Raw genomic sequence first — 20319 nt, forward strand, 5'->3', positions numbered from 1 at the left:
TCCCTACTCCCACGACAGCAGCCGACGTCCCCCTCTCCCGCCGAGGAATTACTCGGTGGGGACGTCAGCTGTCGTCGTGGGTCAGCTGTCGTCGTGGGTCAGGGGCCGACTACGTCCTCGGCCGCGGAAATCATCGTCGCTACCGCTTCCGCGTACCCCTGAGCACCGAGCGCAGGGAGGATTCCAGGCACCAACTGCGACAGAGCAACGGTGACCAACGCCTCGGGCTTGAGGGTCGTACCCATCGCCTTGGACACCGACGCGAGCTTGTCCGACAACTCCTCGAACGAGATCTCACGCCCCTCGTGCGCCAGAACGGTCGCCGCAGGGCTCACCGACGCAGCCTCCGACACCAGCGACGGAAGGTCGTCCACTGTCCGCGGAGCTCGTTTCGGTGTCAGCGCCGCACGTTCCGACTCCGTCAGGATGTCGATCGATCGAAGCGTCACGGACGGATCCTGGGTGACCGTGTCGAGGATGCGCCGGAACCTGTCCGCGATCTTCTCGACGGTCGATCTCGTGAAGATCGAGGTCGCGTAGTTCAGCAGCGCCCGGACGTCGGTGAGCGCACCGAACTCGTCGAACTGCTCGATCGCAGTCAACTGCAGGTCGAACTTGGCTTGATCCTCGTCTGCCGCCAGGGTCGACACCTCGAGCCCGGGAAGCTCGAACGTGCCGCTGACAGCGTTCTGGAACGTCAGCATCACCTGGAAAAGCGGCGAATACGCACTGGATCGCGTTCTACCCATCTGCTCGACGAGCCGCTCGAACGGCACGTCGGCGTTGCCGAAGGCCGCCAGGTCGCGGTCACGCGTGTCCGCCAACAACTCGGAGAACGTCGACCCTCCCTGCACGGACGAACGCAACACCAAGGTGTTGACGAACATGCCGACCAGATCGTCGAGGGCTTCCTCGCCTCGGCCCGCCGTCGGCGTTCCGACAGCGATGTCGTCGGTGCCGCTGAGCCTGGCCAGCAGCACCGCCAACGCACTGTGGACCACCATGAAGACGGTCGCGTTGTGCTCGCGAGCGGTCTTCTCGATACGCCCCGCGATATCGGCACCGAGCGTGAACTCGTACGCCTCACCGATCGTCGACTGCCGCGCCGGTCGCGGATGATCGGTCGGCAAGGGCAACAAGTCCGGAAGCCCGGCCAACTCACGAGTCCAGAACGCGAGCTGCCCACCGAGTGCACTGTCCGGGTCGTCCTCACTACCGAGCACCTCGCGCTGCCACAGGCTGAAGTCCGCGTACTGCACCGGCAACGGTGCCCACTGCGGAGCATCCCCCGCGGCACGAGAGGTGTACGCGAGCATCACGTCGCGGATGAGCGGGCGCATCGAGAACCCGTCTGCCGTGATGTGATGCGCAACGAGCGCGAACACGTGATCGGTGTCGGACAAGGCGAACAGAGCCGCACGAACCGGCACCTCGCTCGTCACGTCGAAGCCTTCACCGAGGATCGCGCCGACGCGGCCGAAGACGTCGCTCTCAGTGACGGGAATCGGCGTCAGATCCGGCAGAGCGTCCGACACCGAGCCGATCAGCTGGATCGGTCCGTCCTCACTGTCCGGGTACCGCGTCCGGAGCACTTCGTGACGTTCGATCACATCGGCCATGGCGGCTGCGAACGCTGCCGTGTTCAGCGCACCGGTGAACCGCACGGCTGCCGGGATGTTGTACGCAGCCGACGAGGTGTCCACCTGATTGATGGTCCACATCCGTTGCTGCGCAAGCGACAGCGGAACCGCGTCCGGCCGGATGCGCGGAGCGAGCGGAACCCGCGCCCCGCCACCGACGAGTGGCTGAACCCGTGCGGCCAGCGCCTCCACCGACGACGCTTCGAAGATCGTCCGCACCGGAATGCGGGTATCGAGGGCTGCGCCCAGTCTGGACACCACCTGCGTCGCGATCAGGGAGTTTCCGCCCAGTGCGAAGAAGTCGTCGTCCAACCCGACACGAGCGAGACCGAGCACGTCGGACAGCGTTCGTGCGACGACTTCCTCGATGGGATTGGTCGGGGCCCTGAACTCCCCGACGGTCGTCTCCGGCTCCGGCAGTGCTGCGCGATCGAGCTTGCCGTTGGCGTTCAGCGGCAACGCATCCAGCATCACGTACACCGACGGAACCATGTACGACGGGAGGATTCGGGTCAGCTCGATCCGAATCGTCTCGGCATCTGTGCCGTCTTCGCCCCCGGCGAGGTTCGGCACGACGTACGCCACCAGCTGGTCACCGGTGCGTCCGTCGTTGTAGACGGTCACGGCGGTGTCGCGAACGGAATCGAGTCCGCGCAAGGCAGATTCGATTTCACCGAGTTCGATGCGGTATCCGCGAACCTTGACCTGGAAGTCCGCACGCTCGATGTACTCCAGCTCACCCGAGCGCGTCCACCGCACGATGTCGCCCGTTCGGTACATACGTTCCGAGCTCGCATACGGATTTGCGACGAATCGATCGGCTGTCAGATCGACCCGACCGTGGTAGCCACGCGCCAGCTGAGATCCCGCCAGGTAGAGCTCACCGCTGACGCCGACGGGAACGGGCTGCAGACGCGCATCGAGAACGTGAACCCGACTGTTCCACTCCGGTTTTCCGATCGGAACCGTCGTGGTGTCACCGTCGACGACGCGGTGCGAGGTGATCGACACCGCCGCCTCGGTGGGCCCGTACAGGTTGTACAGCTCCGCGGAACTCGCCTTCTTCAGCGCCGACGCGGTCGCCGCGGGCAGTGCTTCACCGATCGCCAGGACTCGCCGCAGCGTCGGTGGCAGTGCACCGTCGGACACCGTGGTCAGCATCGACAACATCGACGGCACCACGTGCAGTGTCGTCACCTCGTGGTCACGGAGCAGACCCAGCAGGTAGTCCGGATCACGGTGACCGTCGGCCGAGGCGATCACCATGGATGCACCGACGGTGAGGGCGGACCAGAACTCCCACACCGAGAGGTCGAACGTCGCAACGGTTTTCAGCAGCACCGAATCCGACGAGTTCATCCCGAATTCCGCGTGTTTCCACACCAACTGGTTGACGATGGCGCCGTGCGAAACCGCGACGCCCTTCGGCTTACCGGTCGACCCGGAGGTGAAGATCACGTACGCCGTGTTGTCGGCGCGAAGCGCGCGGTTGTCACTGCGAAGCGCGCGCGCGTCCGTCGTCCGGACTGCATCCGCGTCCTTCTCGAGATCCGCCAGATCGACGGAGCCGTCGATGACGACGTTATCGCGAGCCGTGGTGATCACGCAGACCGGTGCCGCCACGGACAGGATGTACTCGGTGCGTTCGATCGGCTGATCTGGATCGAGAGGAACGTACGCACCCCCGGCCTTGGCGATCGCGTACATCGCGACCACGAGGTCGGTGGACCGTCGAATGGCAAGTCCCACCAGACTTTCGGGTCCGACGCCGCGCTCGACGAGCGACCGCGCGACGCGCTCGACGCGAGCGTCGAACTCGGCGTAGGTGAGCGAGACACCGTCGAACACGACCGCGGTCGCGTCCGGGCTGCGCCGTACCTGCGCGTCGTACAGATCGACGAGAGTTCGGTCCGCCCCGAGGTCGCGAGCGGTGTCGTTCCACGTCGACACCAGCTCGACGCGTTCGCCGGGCGAGGTGATGTCGATGTCTCCGACCGGAACGTCCGGCCGCGCCACGACCTCCTCCAGGACGCGGACGAAGCGTGCGACGACGGCGTCGACCGTCTCTGGCTCGAAGAGATCGGTCGCGTAGGTCATCAGCGCCTCGAAGCCCGCAGGCGCACCCGAGTCGTCGTACTTGTCCGCCAGGATCAGGTGCAGATCGAACTGCGAGTTACCCGAGTCCGCGTCCACCGCCGACACCGTCAGATCACCGAGCTCGAGGGCCGTCTGCGCCACGTTCTGGAACGAGAAACCGACCTGGAACAGCGGGTGCCGTGCCGTCGACCGCGTGGGGTTGAGGACCTCCACGAGGCGTTCGAACGGAACATCAGCGTTGGCGAACGCCCGTAGATCCGTCTCGCGTGCCTGCGCGAGCAGGTCCACGAAGTCCCGGCCGCCGTCCACGTCGAGTCGGAAGACCAGAGTGTTGACGAACATGCCGACGAGATTGTCCAGCGCCGCTTCTCCGCGTCCTGCGATGGGCGTACCGACGGCGATGTCGTTCATGCCCGACAGGCGCGCGAGGAGTACCGAGAACGCCGCGTGCACGGCCATGAACACGGTCGCATTGTGTGCGCGAGCGAGCTCCTGCAGTGCGGCGTGTGTACCGGCCGGAACCGTGAACTCGACGCGGCCGCCCCGGAAACTCTGGTCTGCAGGACGCGGCTTGTCGATCGGCAGGGTCAGCTGGTCCGGCAGGTCTGCGAGTGCAGTCTTCCAGTAGTCCAACTGTTGCGCGCCGACCGACGTCGGATCGTCTTCTCGGCCGAGAACCTCGCGTTGCCACAGCGCGTAATCGGCGTATTGGACCGGCAGTGGTGTCCACTGCGGTTCGGTGCCCGTCGTCCTCGCCGCGTACGCGGTCATCAGGTCGGTCGTCATCGGAACCATCGACGAACCGTCGGCGGAGATGTGGTGAACCACCATCGCCACGACGTACTCGTCGGCACCGACCCGGAACAGGGTGACGCGTACCGGAACTTCGGTCGTGACGTCGAATCGGGTGGCGGCCAGCGCCATCACCTTCTCGGTCACCGACGCCGGATCGGCATCCTCGATGTGCAACGAGATCCCGGCACGCTCGGACGAGAGCACCCGCTGTACGGCACCACCGTCCGTTTCCGGGTAGACCGTTCGGAGCGTCTCGTGGCGTGCCACGAGGTCACCGATGGCCGCGGAGAACGCGTCCTCGTCGAGGCGGCCCGACAGGCGAAGTGCCATCGGGATGTTGTACGCCGTCGACGCACTGTCGAAGCGGTTGAGGAACCACATGCGCTGCTGCGCCAAGGACAACGGCACGTTCGCCGGCCGTTCGCGGGCGACCAGTTCGGTGCGCCCACCTCCGACGGCGGACTCGACGCGTGCAGCCAGGTCGCCGACCGACGAGGCTTCGAACAACAGCCGCACCGGCACCGACGCATCCAAGGCACTACCGAGCCGAGACACCACCTGCGTTGCGAGCAACGAGTTTCCGCCGAGCGAGAAGAAGTCGTCGTCGACACCGACGCGCGCGACACCGAGCACGTCTGCGAACACTCCCGCGACGATCTCCTCGATCGGTGTCGACGGCGCACGGAACGCCGTGGCCACCGCCGCGGGCTCCGGCAGAGCACGCCGATCGAGCTTGCCGTTGACCGTCAACGGAATCTCGTCCATCTGCACGAACGCGGAGGGAACCATGTACTCCGGAACGGACTGCGCCGTTCCCGCTCGCACCGCGTCCAGGTCGGCAGAACCCACCACGTAGGCAACGAGACGAACCGCACCCGGCGAGTCCTCACGCACCACGACCGCCGCCGCTGTCACGCCGTTCTGAGCCGAGACGGCAGCCTCGATCTCGCCGAGCTCGATGCGGAATCCTCGCACCTTGACCTGATCGTCCGCACGGCCGAGGTACACCAGCTCGCCGCTACCGTCCTCACGCCGCGTCCATCGAGCAACGTCGCCTGTGCGGTAGAGCCGACCCTCGCCGAAGGGATTGGCCACGAACCGCACCGACGACAGGTCGGCGCGTCCGAGGTAGCCACGAGCCAACTGCCCACCGGAGACGTACAGCTCGCCCGCCACTCCCACGGGCACCGGGTTCAACCGAGTGTCGAGCACGTAGACACCCAACCCTGTGATGGGTGCACCGATCACCGACGCCGAGCCGATGGACTCCGCCGTCAACGGGCGGTAGGACACGTGGACCGTCGTCTCGGTGATGCCGTACATGTTCACCAGTCGCGGCCCCGCCGTGCTGCCGTCGCCGTGGCGATCGAACCATCCAGCGAGACGACGAGGCTCGAGAGCCTCACCACCGAAGATCACGTACCGCAGAGACAGCTCACCCGCATCCGCGGCCTGCACCCGGTCGAGTTCGGCAAGTTGGTAGAACGCCGACGGCGTCTGATTCAACACCGTGACACGTTCGGCGGCGAGAAGCTCGCGGAACGCTTCCGGTGACCGGGACGTGAAGTAGTCCACCATCACCAGCGTGCCGCCGAAAGCCAACGGACCCCACAGCTCCCACACCGAGAAGTCGAACGCGTAGGAGTGGAACATCGTCCACACGTCGTCCGGCCCGAAACCGTACGATGCGTCCGTGTTGTCGAGAAGTCGGACGACCGTACGATGCGGAATCAGCACACCCTTGGGACGACCCGTCGAACCCGACGTGTAGATGACGTACGCCAAGTGCTCGGGACGCAACGGAGCGCGTCGATCCGCATCGGACACCCTGTCCGCATCCTCACGGCCGTCGTCGATGCGCCCCTCGCCTTCGAGAAGAGACAAGTCCACGACCGGGAGGGAACCGGCGCGCACCGGTGCCATCGACTCGCCCTCCAGCACGGCCGAATCGGTGAGGACCGCAACCGGACTCGCATCGTCGACCATGAACGCGATCCGCTCGGACGGGTACGACGGGTCGATCGGCAGGTAGCCTGCGCCGGCCTTCAGCACCGCCAACAAGCCCACGATCAACTCGACCGACCGCGGGAGCGCCACCGCAACGAGCGCATCCGGACGTGCTCCGACCTCGATCAGAGCTCGCGCGACACGATCGGCCCGGCCGTCGAGTTCCGCGTACGTCACCGACTCGTCTCCGAAACGGACGGCCACACCACCCGGATGCGCGGACACAGCTGCCTCGAACCGATCGATCAGCGTCGCCTCGCTCACCGACACGTCCGAACCCGACGAACTCCACTGAGTGAGAACACGATCACGCGTCAGCGCATCGACGATCTCGATGTCACCGACCGCCCGAGACGAATCGGTCACGACACCACCGAGAACAGCGAGGAACTGCTCCCCCATCGACACGACCGTCGACTCGTCGAACAGATCGGTCGAGTACGAGACGTAGCAGGTGTAACCGCCGCCGGTCTCCTCCTCGAAGGTGAACTGCAGGTCGAACTTCGCGATCTCCGCATCGAACTGCACCGCCTCCGCGGACAGGTTCGGCAGTTCCAGGGCCGTGCGACCGAGGTTCTGGAATGCGAGCACCACCTGCACGAGCGGATGACGAGCCTGCGACCGCTGCGGGTCCAGGATCTCCACCAAGCGCTCGAAGGGAACGTCGGCGTTGCCGAACGCCTGCAGATCGACTTCACGCGCCTGTGCCAGCACCGCGTCGAACGCAACTGCAGGCGACACCTCGGTGCGCAGTACCAGCGTGTTCACGAACATGCCGATCAAGTCGTCCAAGCGCGCATCACCGCGTCCTGCGACGGGCGTACCGATCGCCACGTCCTCGGACGCGGACAACCGCGCCATCAGCACGGCCAACGCTGCGTGCACGACCATGAACACGGTCGAATCGTGTGCCCGCGCAAGCTCTTCGAGACTGCGGTGCAGAGACGGTGAGACGGAGAACTGTGTGGTTCGCCCGCGGTAACTCGCCACGTCGGGTCGAGCGTGGTCGAACGGTAGGTCGATCTGATCCGGCAACCCGGACAGCTGAGACCTCCAGTAGTCGATCTGCGCCGACACGAGCGACGACGCGTCGTCCTCACTGCCCAGAACGCTGCGTTGCCACAGCGTGTAATCCGCGTACTGCACGTCCATCGGTTGCCACTGCGGTCGATCGCCGGCAGTGCGTGCCGCGTAGGCCGTCATCACGTCGCGCGTCAGAGGGCCCATCGAGAACCCGTCTGCAGCAATGTGATGCACGACGAACACCAGAACGTGCGACTCGGGGCTCACTTCCAGCAACCGAATGCGCACGGGGACGTCTCGAGTGACGTCGAACCCGATCGAGACGATCGACACGACCTCGTTCACCACGTCCGATTCGGACACAGCGTGCGGCGCCAGATCGATGGAGACCTGGGACGGCTCGAGGATCACCTGATGCCCGACACCGTCGACCTCGGGGTAGACCGTCCGCATCGTCTCGTGTCGGCTGAGGACGTCGGTCACCGCGTCGCGCAGCGCCTCGGTGTTCAACTCGCCCGTCAGTCGTATCGCGACGGGGATGTTGTTGACCGCGGAGGCAGAGTCGAAACGGTTGAGGAACCACATCCGCTGCTGAGCGAGCGACAGCGGAATCCGTTCCGGGCGGTCCTGAGCCGCCAGTGCGACACGGCCCTGCGAGCCCGTTCCTTCGGCCCCCACGTGTGCTTCCACTGCACGTGCGAGACCGCCGACCGTGGTGGCGTCGAAGAGAACCCGGATCGGGACCGTCGTATCCAGGGCAGCGCCGAGCCTGGCGACGACCTGCGTCGCCACCAGTGAGTTGCCGCCCAGGGAGAAGAAGTCGTCGTCCAGGCCGACGGACTCCACGCCGAGCACGTCGGAGAACACCGTCGCAACGGCCTGTTCGATCGGAGTCGAGGGCGCACGGAATTCCGCGGCCGAGACCTCCGGATCGGGAAGTGCCCTGCGATCCAGCTTGCCCGAGCTCGTCAGCGGAAGACCGTCCAGCAGCACGACAGCCGACGGAACCATGAACGCAGGCAGTCGAGTCTCGGCTTCCGACGAGATGTCCGCGACTGTCGTGCGTGCCGTCCACGGAACGACCCATGCCACCAAACGATCGTCGCGTACGGCCACCACAGCCTGTGCGACCGCAGGGTCTGCGACGAGGGCGGCCTCGATCTCACCGAGCTCGATTCGTTGTCCGCGCAGCTTGACCTGGAAATCGGAGCGGCCGACGTACTCGAGTTCGCCGGCTGTGTTCCACCGCACGACATCACCCGTGCGGTACAGCCGCCCGAGTCCGAAGGGGTTCGCGACGAATCGGTCCGCGGTCAGATCAGGTCGTGAGCTGTAGCCGCGTGCCAATTGAACGCCACCGAGATACAGCTCTCCCTCGGAGCCGTCGGGAGCGGGCCGAAGAGCGTTGTCGAGCACGTACACCTGCGTGTTCCAGACCGGTCGACCGATCGGGACACCGCGGGTGTCCGCGGCGACGAACTCGTGATACGTCACGTCGACTGCGGCTTCGGTCGGCCCGTAGAGGTTGACCAGCCGCGCCGACGGAAGCAGCGACACGATCTTTGCCGCAGTCGATTCCGGCAATGCCTCACCGGACGCGAACACCCACCGAAGGTCGCGAGCATCGGCTGCACCTGGTTCTGCCGAGAACACACCGAGCATCGACGGCACGAAGTGCGCCACCGAGACCGACTCCCGCGCGAACAGCTGTGCGAGATATGCGGGATCGCGGTGACCGTCCGGCCGCGCAACGACGGTTCTCGCGCCGACACGCATGGGCCAGAACAGTTCCCACACCGACACGTCGAACGTCACCGGTGTCTTCTGTACGACGGTGTCGGCGTCGTGCAGTCCGTACTCGGCCTGCATCCACTCGAGGCGATTGACGATGGCGCGATGAGTGATCGTGACACCCTTGGGCCGACCCGTCGAACCCGAGGTGAACAGCACGTATGCACTGTTGTCCGGCCCGACGGTCCGGTCCGACGGACCGAGCGCAACCGCCGGATACTCCGACAGCGACAGCGTGTCGATGTCCATCACCGGGGGTGAACCTGCACCCAGCTCCACCGCGTCGCGCTCGGTCGAGAGCACGAGCACCGCGTTCGCCACGTCCACGATGTACTCGAGACGATCGACAGGCTGTTCCGGATCGAGAGGAACGTACGCTCCGCCTGCCTCCACGACGGCGTAGATGCCGACCATCAGATCGATCGACCGGCGCATGCCGACTGCCACCGCGATCTCCGGCCCGACACCGTGGCCGGCCAGGTAGCGCGCCAGCCGATGGACGCGGTCGGCGAACTCGCGGTAGCTGATCGTGTCGCCTTCGAACGTCAAGGCAGGTGCGTCGGGAGTCGATTCTGCGCGGGAGAAGAAGGCGTCCAGGAGCAACGCCTCGTCGACGGCATGATCGGTCTGGTTGCGATCGACGACCAGGGCATGACGTTCGTCGTCGCCGAGAAGGTCGAGGTCGCCGACCCTGACGCTCGGATCGACGGCCACGGCGGTGAGAATGCGCTCCATCCGGCCGATCAGTGCTGCCACGTGATCTTCGTCGAACAGGTCCTCGAAGTACTTCAGTGTCAACCGAATTCGGTCGTTCGCGACGATGAGCAACGTCAGCGGGTAGTGCGTGCTGTCGTTCGACTCCACACCGGACACGGCCATGCCGTCGATGTTCGACGCCTGGGCCGCGAGCCCTTCTTCGTCGACGGGGTAGGACTCGAACACGGTCAGTGTGTCGAAGAGGGCACCGACACCGGCTGCGCGCTGGATGTCGGTGAGCCCGAGGTAGTGGTGATCGAGCAGATCGGCTTGCTCGGCCTGGAGCCTCGTGAGCGCCGACTCGACGGACTCGGCTGCGTTGAGGCGAACACGGATCGGGAGTGTGTTGATGAACAGGCCGACCATCGACTCGACGCCGGGAAGTCCTGCAGGCCTGCCGGATACCGTCGCGCCGAAGACGACGTCGTCCCGTCCGGTCGATGCCGACAGCAGGATTCCCCACGCGGCCTGAACCAGCGTGTTCACGGTGACTCCGAGGCGGGCGCCCAAGTGCGTCAGCGACGAGGACAACTCTGCCGACAGGACTGTCTCCACGGCACCCGACCGTGACGTGATCTCACGTCCCACGGCACCGGGAGCGAGAATCGTCGGCTCCGGAGCGTCCTCGAACGCTCGGGCCCACACGCCTTCGGACCGTGCTCGATCCTGACGTGCGATCCAGGACAGGAACGTTCGGTAGGACGACACACGCGGCAGACCGGACGCGTCGCCGTGTGCGGCGTACAGAACCAACAGGTCCCGCATCAGTAACGGCATGGACCATCCGTCGAGCAGGACGTGGTGGTTCGCGAACAGCAGCCGACTGTCGTCCTCGGTGATCTTCACCAGGGTGAAACGCACGAGAGGTGCCGTGGCGGTGTCGAATCGAGCTTCCTGCTCCCCCGCACGCAGCTCCTCGTACGCACGCTCACGATCTCCCGACGGGAGTCCGGACAAGTCGTGCTCGGCCCACGGGAGTTCGACGTCGTCCTGGACCACCTGAACGGTGGAGCCGTCGGCGACCGTCACGAACGCGGTCCGCAGGTTGTCGTACCGGTCGACGAGCGACGCCGCAGCGGTACGAAGACGACCGGCATCGACGTCGCCGGTCAAGCGCAGAACCATCTGCATCGTGTACACGTCGACGGACGACTCCGCGAGCAGTGCGTGGAACAACAAGCCCGATTGCAGCGGCGCGAGCGACCAGATGTCACGCGTCGACGGGTAGCGCTGTTCGACAACGTCGATCTCGCGCTGACCGATACGGACCAGCGGGACATCCGACGGTGTCAGACCGCCTGCGGTACCGTCCGCCACGTGAGCGGCCAGAGCGGTCAGCGCGCCCACCCAGAGATCGGCCAGTTCCCGAACGTCGTCTGCATCGATGGCACCGACGGGGAATGCGAACGTCGCAGCGAGCGCCGAATCGTCCCCGGCTCCGCGGACGATCGCATTGATGTCGACGGTCTTGTTCGCCGCCATGTCGGCGTCACCGCTGATGGTCAGATCGTCGAAATCGGTTGCGGGAAGCCACCCTTCGATTCCTTCCGGAACCTCACCGGTGCTACCACGACCGAGGTAGTTGAAACTGATCTGACCGGTCGACAGCGAGCCGAGCTCGTTCGCGGTGTCCTCGTTGAGGTACCGCAACAGCCCGTATCCCATGCCCTTGTCCGGAATGCCGAGCAATTGTTCCTTGACCAGCTTGACCGCGGCACCGATGGAGGGGCCACCGTCGAGTGCGTCGGCGAGGTCGACTCCGGTGAGGTCGAGACGGACCGGGTACATGCTGGTGAACCATCCGACGGTGCGCGAGAGATCCGCACCTGGAATCAGTTCTTCTTCGCGGCCATGCCCTTCGAGTTGAACCAATGTCGCAGGCGCATCCACTCCGCGACGCGCACGGAACTCTCGTACGGCAAGGGCAAGACCGGCCAACAGCCCGTCCGACACTCCACCGTGGAAGGCATCGGGCACTGCGGTCAGCAGGGCGCGAGTCACGCTCGGCGACAACTCGATCGCACAACGTTCCACCGTCGACGTGACGTCACGGGCAGGGTCGAACGCGCGCGTACCGAGGACCGGATCCGGAGTTCCCGCGACGCTGCGCCACAGATCCATCTCCGAGAGACGACGAGGCGAACGCGCTTCGTCCGCGAGGGCGTGCGCCCAGCGACGCTCCGACGTGCCGACCTCGGGCAGAGCGGGGACTGCACCCGCCGCCGTCTGCGCCCAGGCGGAGACGAAGTCCGGCACGAGGATTCGCCAGGACACGCCGTCGACGACGAGGTGGTGTGCCACGACGACGAGACGGCCGCTCCTCGACGAACCGAAATCGACCCAGACGAAGCGGAGCATGTCGCCTGCGAACGGGTCGAGATGCGACATCGAATCGTCGACGGCCGCTGCGGTACGAGCCAGAACCTCGTCGAGGTCGAGCTCTGCGCCCACTTCGATGCGGTCGACGAGACGATCGATCGACACCGAACCGGGTGCGGAAGTCTCGAGACCCCACCCCTGGGACTCGTTCACCAGGCGCGCCCGGAGTCCGTCGTGGCGGTCCACCACGGCGAGGATGGTCGACACGATTCCCTGACGGTCGATACCGACGGGCAACTCGAGGGTCACCGACTGCACGAAGCGATCGAACGACCCACCCCGATCGGTCATCGACCGAGCGAACGGAAGCAGTGGTGCCCAACCGATTCCGCCACCGTCGAGCTCACCGAGAACGACCTCGTCGACGAGGTTCTCGGCAGCGGCGGCCACCGAAGCGAGACCCGCGACGGTCTTCAGCTCGAAGACGTCGCGTGGGGTGATCACGACACCTCTCGCCCGAGAGCGTGCAACGAGCTGGATCGACACGATACTGTCGCCGCCGAGCGCGAAGAACGAGTCGTCGATGCCGACCGCGTCGAGACCGAGGACGTCCGCGAAGACCTCGCTGAGTACTCGCTCGACATCGGTTTCGGCACCGCGGAACTCGGCCGAGCTCTCGAACGTGTGCTCCGGCAGCGCTCTACGGTCGAGCTTGCCCGACGGTCCCACCGGAAGTTCGTCGAGAACGAGAACCGACACCGGAACCATGTACTCCGGAAGCGTGGTCGCCGCCGACGCGACTACAGCATCGACGTCCACCGACGCGCCTGCAGTGGGCACGACGTAGGCGACCAGCTGATCGCGTACGACCAGTACGACGGCCTGAGCCACCGAATCGGCACGCAGAAGAGCGGACTCGATTTCTCCCAGCTCGATTCGCAGACCACGAAGCTTGACCTGGAAGTCCGAGCGACCGATGTACTCGAGCTCGCCGTTCGACGTCCAGCGAACCAGGTCGCCGGTGCGGTAGAGGCGGCCACCGTGCCTGTCCGCCGGATCGGCGACGAACCTGTCGGCCGTCAGATCGGGACGCGAATGGTAACCGCGAGCGAGCTGCACACCGGCGAGATAGAGCTCCCCCACCATCCCGACCGGCACCGAGCGAAGTCGATCGTCCAGCACGTGAACTCGGGTGTTGTACACCGGACGCCCGATCGGCACCGACGCGACGTCCGCGTCGACGACGTCGTGGTAGGTCACGTCGACGGCCGCTTCGGTGGGGCCGTACAGGTTGACCAACCGAGCGGCCGGCAGAACCGACCCTATCGTCCGCGCAGTGGCCGGCGGCAACGCCTCACCGGACGCGAAGATCCATCGAAGCGCGTCGGCACCGTTCGCTGTGGGCTCCGCGGCGAACACGGCAAGCATCGACGGCACGAAGTGTGCGACCGAAACCCGCTCGCCGCGCATCAACTCCGCCAGATAGACCGGGTCGCGGTGTCCGTCCGGCCTCGCGATCACCAAACGGGCGCCGATCTGCAGCGGCCAGAAGAGTTCCCACACCGACACGTCGAACGTCACCGGTGTCTTCTGCACCACCACGTCATCGGCCCGTAGACCGTACTGGTCCTGCATCCAGACAAGGCGGTTCACGATGGCGGCGTGAGTGATCGTCACGCCCTTCGGCCGACCTGTCGAGCCCGAGGTGAACAGCACGTATGCCGCATTCGACGGACGCAGAACACCGATGCGGTCCGCGTCGACGAGCGGCGCATCCGAGTACTCGTCGAGCCCCAGACGGTCGATCTCGAGCACCACCGCGTCGTCCGCCCGGAACCGTTCTCGCGACGTGGTCAGAACCGTCGCCGCCGCGGAGGTGTTCAGGATGTACTCGACGCGATCGGCAGGCTGATCCGGATCGATCGGCACGTAGCCTGCACCGGTTTCCAGCACGGCGTACACGCCGACCATCAGATCGAGCGAGCGCTTGAAGGCAACCGCGACAAGCGATTCCGCGCCGACACCGCGCTCGACGAGGGCACGGGCGAGTCGATTGACCCGGCGATGGAACTCGGCGTACGTCAGTGATTCGCCATCGAACCTCAGCGCCACGGCGTCGGGTGTCCTCGCCACCTGGGCGTCGAACATCGAGACGAGCGTTGCCGACTCGTCGACATCGTGAGCGGTGTCGTTCGCGGCAGCGATCAGTGCGCGTTCGCTCGGGTCGGACAGGTCGACGTCGCCGATAGCGACCGTTCGATCCGCCGCGAAAGCCTCGAAAATGCGTTCCAACCGGCCCATCATGGTGGCCACGGCCGCGCCGTCCAGAACATCGGTCAGGTACTTCAGCTTCAGATGCACCTGTGAATCCACCGCGATGAGCAGCGTGAGCGGGTAATGGGTCGCGTCCTCCAGCTCGACCCCGGACACCGACATGCCGTCGATGTTCTTCGCCTGTTCGGCGAGACCGGCCTCGTCGACTGGATACGACTCGAACACCGTCAGGGTGTCGAACAACGCTCCCAGATTCACAGCTCGCTGAATCTCGTTGAGCCCCAGGTAATGATGATCGAGCAGATCGGCTTGTTCACCCTGCAGCCGCACCAGTACGGACTCGACCGATTCGTGGCCGTCGAACCGGACACGGACAGGGAGGGTGTTGATGAACAGACCCACCATGGATTCGACGCCTGCCAGACCCGCCGGGCGTCCGGACACCGTGGCGCCGAACAACACGTCGTTGCTTCCCACGGACCGACCGAGGAGCAGACCCCACGCTGCCTGAACCATCGTGTTCAGCGTGACACCGAGTTGCGCTCCGACCGAGTGAAGCGCCGACGACAACGCCGGGCTCAGATCCAGAATCACCTCACCGATATCGGTGGACGCCTCTCCGGCACGCTCGGCCGACGTGAGCATCGTCGGTTCCTCGACACCTGCCAAGGCCTCGATCCACTTGTCGACCGAGACGCGTGCGTCCTGCTCCGCGACCCAGCCGAGGAACGACCGGTAGGAACGCACGCGAGGCAGCAACGACACGTCACCTTCGAGCGCGTACAGAGCCAAGAGATCTCGCATCAACAGCGGCGTCGACCATCCGTCGAGAAGAAGGTGGTGACTCGACACGAGGAACCGTACGTCGGTGGCCGACACGGTCACGAACGTGAACCGCATCAGCGGAGCCGACGTCAGATCGAACGGCTCGATCTTGTCGGCCGCACGGAGCTCGTCGAAGGCCGCCTCGCGCTCCGATTCCGGCAGCGACGTCAGGTCGACGTCCCTCCACGGCACGTCGACTCGATCCAGCACCAACTGAACCGACGTACCGTCCACATTCTGTACGAATGCCGTCCGTAGGTTCTCGTACCGGTCGAGCAGCGCCTGAGCAGCACCGTGAAGACGCTCACGCTCGACGTTTCCGCTCAGCCGTAGCACGACCCGCATCGTGTAGACGTCGACCGACCCAGCCCGTGCGTCGGTCGACTGGGCGATCAACGCATGGAACAGCAGGCCAGACTGCAACGGGGCGAGCGACCAGATGTCCGCCGCCGCAGGGTACGTCGCCTCCCATCGATCGATGTCGGCCTGCGACACGGACACGAGCGGAACGTCCGACGGAGTCAGTCCCCCTGCGTTGTCTCCTGCCACGTGTTCGGTCAGCGCGGTCAGCGCACGATCCCACAGCTCGACCAGTTCGGACACCTGGGTGCGGGTGAGCATCCCTGTCGCGAACGTGAAACTTGCGGTCAGACGGGGTCCGTCGACAGTGTCGACAACGGCAGAGTTGATGTCCACCGCGGCATTGGCCGGCATGTCCGGATCACCCGGTGCACCGACGTCCGCCAACACCGCGGACGGGAGCCAGGCGCCGCCGGTCAGTTCCGCCGAGATGCCCTCGGTGGACACGCGTCCCAGGTAGTTGAAGCTGACCTGCGGAGTGCTCGCGCTGGACTGCAGAACCTTGGCCGTCTCACCGTTCAAGTAGCGGAGCAGACCGTAGCCCATTCCCTTGTCCGGCACAGCGAGGAGCTGTTCCTTCACGGCCTTGACCGCGTCGCCGACCGCTGTGCCACCGGCCAGAGCGTCGTCGACGTCGATCCCGTTCAAATCGAGCCGGACCGGGAACGCACTGGTGAACCATCCGACGGTGCGGGAGAGGTCCGCACCCGGCACGATGTCTTCCTCGCGACCGTGGCCCTCGAGCTTGACCAGGCTCTCGGAGGTCACAGCGCCGGTTCGGGAACGCCATTCGCCGAGAGCCAACGCCAGGGTGGCCAGAAGTCCGTCGTTGACACCACCGTTGAACGCGCTCGGTACTCGGGTGAGCACGGCGTCGGTGACCGCCGCGGACAGTTCGATGTCGACGCGGTCGGTCGACGACAGCGTGTCGACTCGCGCGTCGAACGCGCGAGAACCGATTCGCGGATCGGTACCTGTCAGAACGTCTGTCCACCAACCGATTTCAGCTTCACGCTCGCTGTCGTGAGCGGCGTCGACCAAACCGTGGGCCCACCGACGCATCGACGTACCGACGGCAGGAAGTGTGATCGGCTGCTCGGCCGCTCCCTGCCCCCATGCCACGGCGAGGTCGGGCAGCAGGATTCGCCACGACACGCCGTCGACCACGAAGTGGTGTGCAACCAGGAGGAGGATGCCTGCCCGCGCAGGCCCGTCACCGACGAAGTCGAACCAGACGACTTCCAACATCCGACCACGCTCGGGATCGAGGCGGTCCTTTGCCTCGTCGAGTGCGGACTCGGCACGCGCGCGAACCTCTGCGTCGTCGAGCCCGGAGTCGAGCTCGACGCGAACCAGCAGATCCTCGACGTCGACGGTGCCGTGATCCCGGACGTAGAACGTCCACTCGCCGCCTTCGGCACGCTCGACGACGGACCGAAGCACGTCGTGGTGATCGACGACCGCGCCGATGGTCCTGCTCAGCAGCCCGTGGTCGATGCCGGTGGGCAGCGTAACCGCCACCGACTGCGCGAACCTCGCGAATCCACCCGGACCTTCGAGGATGGATTTCATGATCGGCGTCAGTGCCAGCGGACCCAGTCCGCCGCCGGGCAGCTCTTCCACCACCGGGACGTCCGTGGTCTCGCTCATCACGGTGGCGACCTCGGCAAGCGCGGCAACGGACTTGCGCTCGAACACGTCCCGAGGGGTGAACGAGATACCCCGTGCGCGCGCCCGCGAGACCAGTTGAATCGACACGATGCTGTCGCCGCCGAGAGCGAAGAACGACTCGTCGACGCTCACACGCTCCATGTTCAGCACATCGGCGAAGACTTCGGCGATGATCGTCTCTATTTCTCCGGTCGCACCGCGGAATTCCTGTTCGGCGAACACCGGTTCCGGTAGCGCCGCACGGTCCAGCTTGCCCACCGGGGTCAACGGAACACTGTCGAGGACGATGATCGACGCCGGGACCATGTGCGCAGGAAGAGTTTTCGCCACGAACTCGGTGAGACCCTCGACGTCCACTGTCGCCCCACGCGCCGGGAGCACATAGGCAACCAGACCGGTTGCGCCGCTGGGAAGTTCACGTCCGAGCGTGGCCGCGAAGGACACGCTGTCGTGTTCGGTCAGTGCTGCGTCGACCTCGCCGAGTTCGACACGGAATCCGCGGACCTTGATCTGGAAGTCCGATCGCCCGACGAACTCGATGGTCACGGCGTTCGGGTCGGCGATCACGGCGTCCGATCCGAAGGTCCAACGGACGACGTCGCCGGTGCGGTACATGCGCGCACCGGGAGCACCGTACGGATTGGCGACGAAACGCGACGACGTCAGATCCTCGCGCTCGTGATAGCCCCGGGCGAGAGCGCCGCCCGCGAGATAGAGCTCACCTGCGGCACCGACGGGAACCGGGTGCAGACGCGCGTCGAGAACGAGCGCCGACATTCCGTGGATCGGTCGGCCCACGGTGATGGGCATGCCCGGCCGAAGCTCGGCGAACGTGGAGATGATCGTTGTCTCGGTCGGACCGTACCCGTTGAAGTACGTACGGCCCGGCGCCCACCGAGCGAGGAGATCGGGGGTGGTGACGTCGCCGCCGACGGAGACGACCCGGAGACTGTCGATCCCCGCGGCGTCCACTGTTCCGAGCACGGCGGGGGTGATGATCGTGTGGGTCACCTGCTCGGTCACGAGCAACTCCGCGAGGTCCTCGCCGCCGATGATGGTCGACGGCACGACGACGAGGGTCGCGCCTTCGGAGAACGCGGCCATCCATTCGAGAACCGACGGGTCGAAGCTCGGCGAACAGATGTGCAGGAACTTGGATGTTCGGTCCAGGTGATACAGGTCGGTCGCCGCGTCGAGCACGCCGCCCAGACCACTGTGCGTGACGACGACGCCCTTGGGGAGTCCCGTCGAGCCGGAGGTGTAGATCACGTACGCGGCGTGATCGATGGACAGCGGCGACGTGCGATCCGCGTCGGTGATCGGAGTGTCGGACTGCCGAGAGACCGCCGCTGCGAAATCGGCGCCGTCGGTCACGAGCCACTCGATCGCCGAAGGCAGTTCCTCGACGTGGTCGCTCGACGTCAGGCCGAACAGTGCGCCCGAGTCGCCGACCATGTGCTCGATGCGTCCGGACGGGTAGTTGGGATCGACCGGAAGGTGTGCAGCGCCTGACTTGGCCACCGCCCAGACCGCGGCGACCATGTCGTACGAGCGCGGGAAGGCGAGTGCGACGATGCGATCCGGGCCGGCGCCACGTTCGATCAACGCGCGCGCGACACGCGTGGACGTCTCGTCGAGTTCTCGATAGGTGATGGAGCGGCCGTCCGCGCGCACTGCCACACCGTCGGGATCGATGTCGACACCGCGCTGGAAGATCTCCGGCAGAGTACCGCCGTGCGTCACCTCGTCGCCGTGGACGTGAGTCAGCCACTGGTACTCGTCGTTCTCGAGAATGGTGAGGTCACCGACCGGACGATCGGGTCGCGCGACGACACCTTCGAGAATTCGAACGAACCGGCGAGCGAACACCTCGACCGTCGAGCGGTCGAACAGAGCTGTCGCATAGGTGAATTCGGCGGAGATACCGGTCTGCGCACCCGATTGATCGGTGTGCTCGGACAACAACAACGACAGATCGAACTTGGCGACGTCGATGTCGAAATCGACCGCGCTGACCTTGAGCCCCGGCAGTTCGAAGCTGGTCTGCGGCAGATTCTGGAACGACAACGCGACCTGGAACAGCGGGTGGCGTACTGTGGAGCGTTCCGGATTCAGGATCTCCACGAGTCGCTCGAACGGCACGTCGGCATTTCCGAATGCCTTGAGGTCGCCCTCGCGAGTCGCCTCGAGGAGGTTCTCGAACGAACGACTCGGTTCCACGTCGGAGCGCAGAACGAGCGTGTTGACGAACATGCCGATCACGTCGTCGAGTTCCGCTTCACCACGCCCGGCGATCGGCGTGCCGATTGCGATGTCCGACGTTCCGGACAAGCGGGCCAACAGAACTGCAAGCGCCGAGTGAACGACCATGAACAGTGTCGTGCCGGTACGGCGAGCCAGTTCGACGAGGTCTCGGTGCAATTCCGGTTCGATACGGAAACTGCTGGTGCCACCGACGAAGGACTGTACGCCGGGACGCGGACGATCGAACGGCAGAACGAGTTCCTCGGGCAGACCCGCGAGCGTCGACTTCCAGAAATCCGCCTGCGTCGAGATCAACGACCGAGGGTCGGATTCGTCTCCGAGTGCTTCACGCTGCCACAGAGTGAAGTCCGCGTACTGGACCGCGAGCGGAGCCCACCCAGGCTCCTCGCCCACCGTTCTGGCGGCGTAGGCGATCATCACGTCGCGCGTCAACGGGCCCATCGACCAACCGTCGGCGCTGATGTGGTGCGCGACGAACACGAGCACGTGCTCGGTG

Annotated in this window: 1 protein-coding gene (running past one end of the window); it reads right to left on the bottom strand. The window is 65.6% G+C overall.

What is annotated here, in order from left to right:
• Window positions 1-98 precede the first annotated feature (98 nt).
• Window positions 99-20319, bottom strand: partial view of a non-ribosomal peptide synthase/polyketide synthase gene (locus tag H292_RS26935; RefSeq protein WP_155949781.1) — the 3' portion only. 9857 nt of this gene lie beyond the right edge of the window; only the last 20221 of its 30078 coding nucleotides appear in the window; its start codon lies beyond the right edge, outside the window; it ends in the stop codon at window positions 99-101.

Source organism: Rhodococcus sp. 114MFTsu3.1 (assembly GCF_000383555.1).
Lineage (GTDB): Bacteria > Actinomycetota > Actinomycetes > Mycobacteriales > Mycobacteriaceae > Rhodococcoides > Rhodococcoides fascians_E.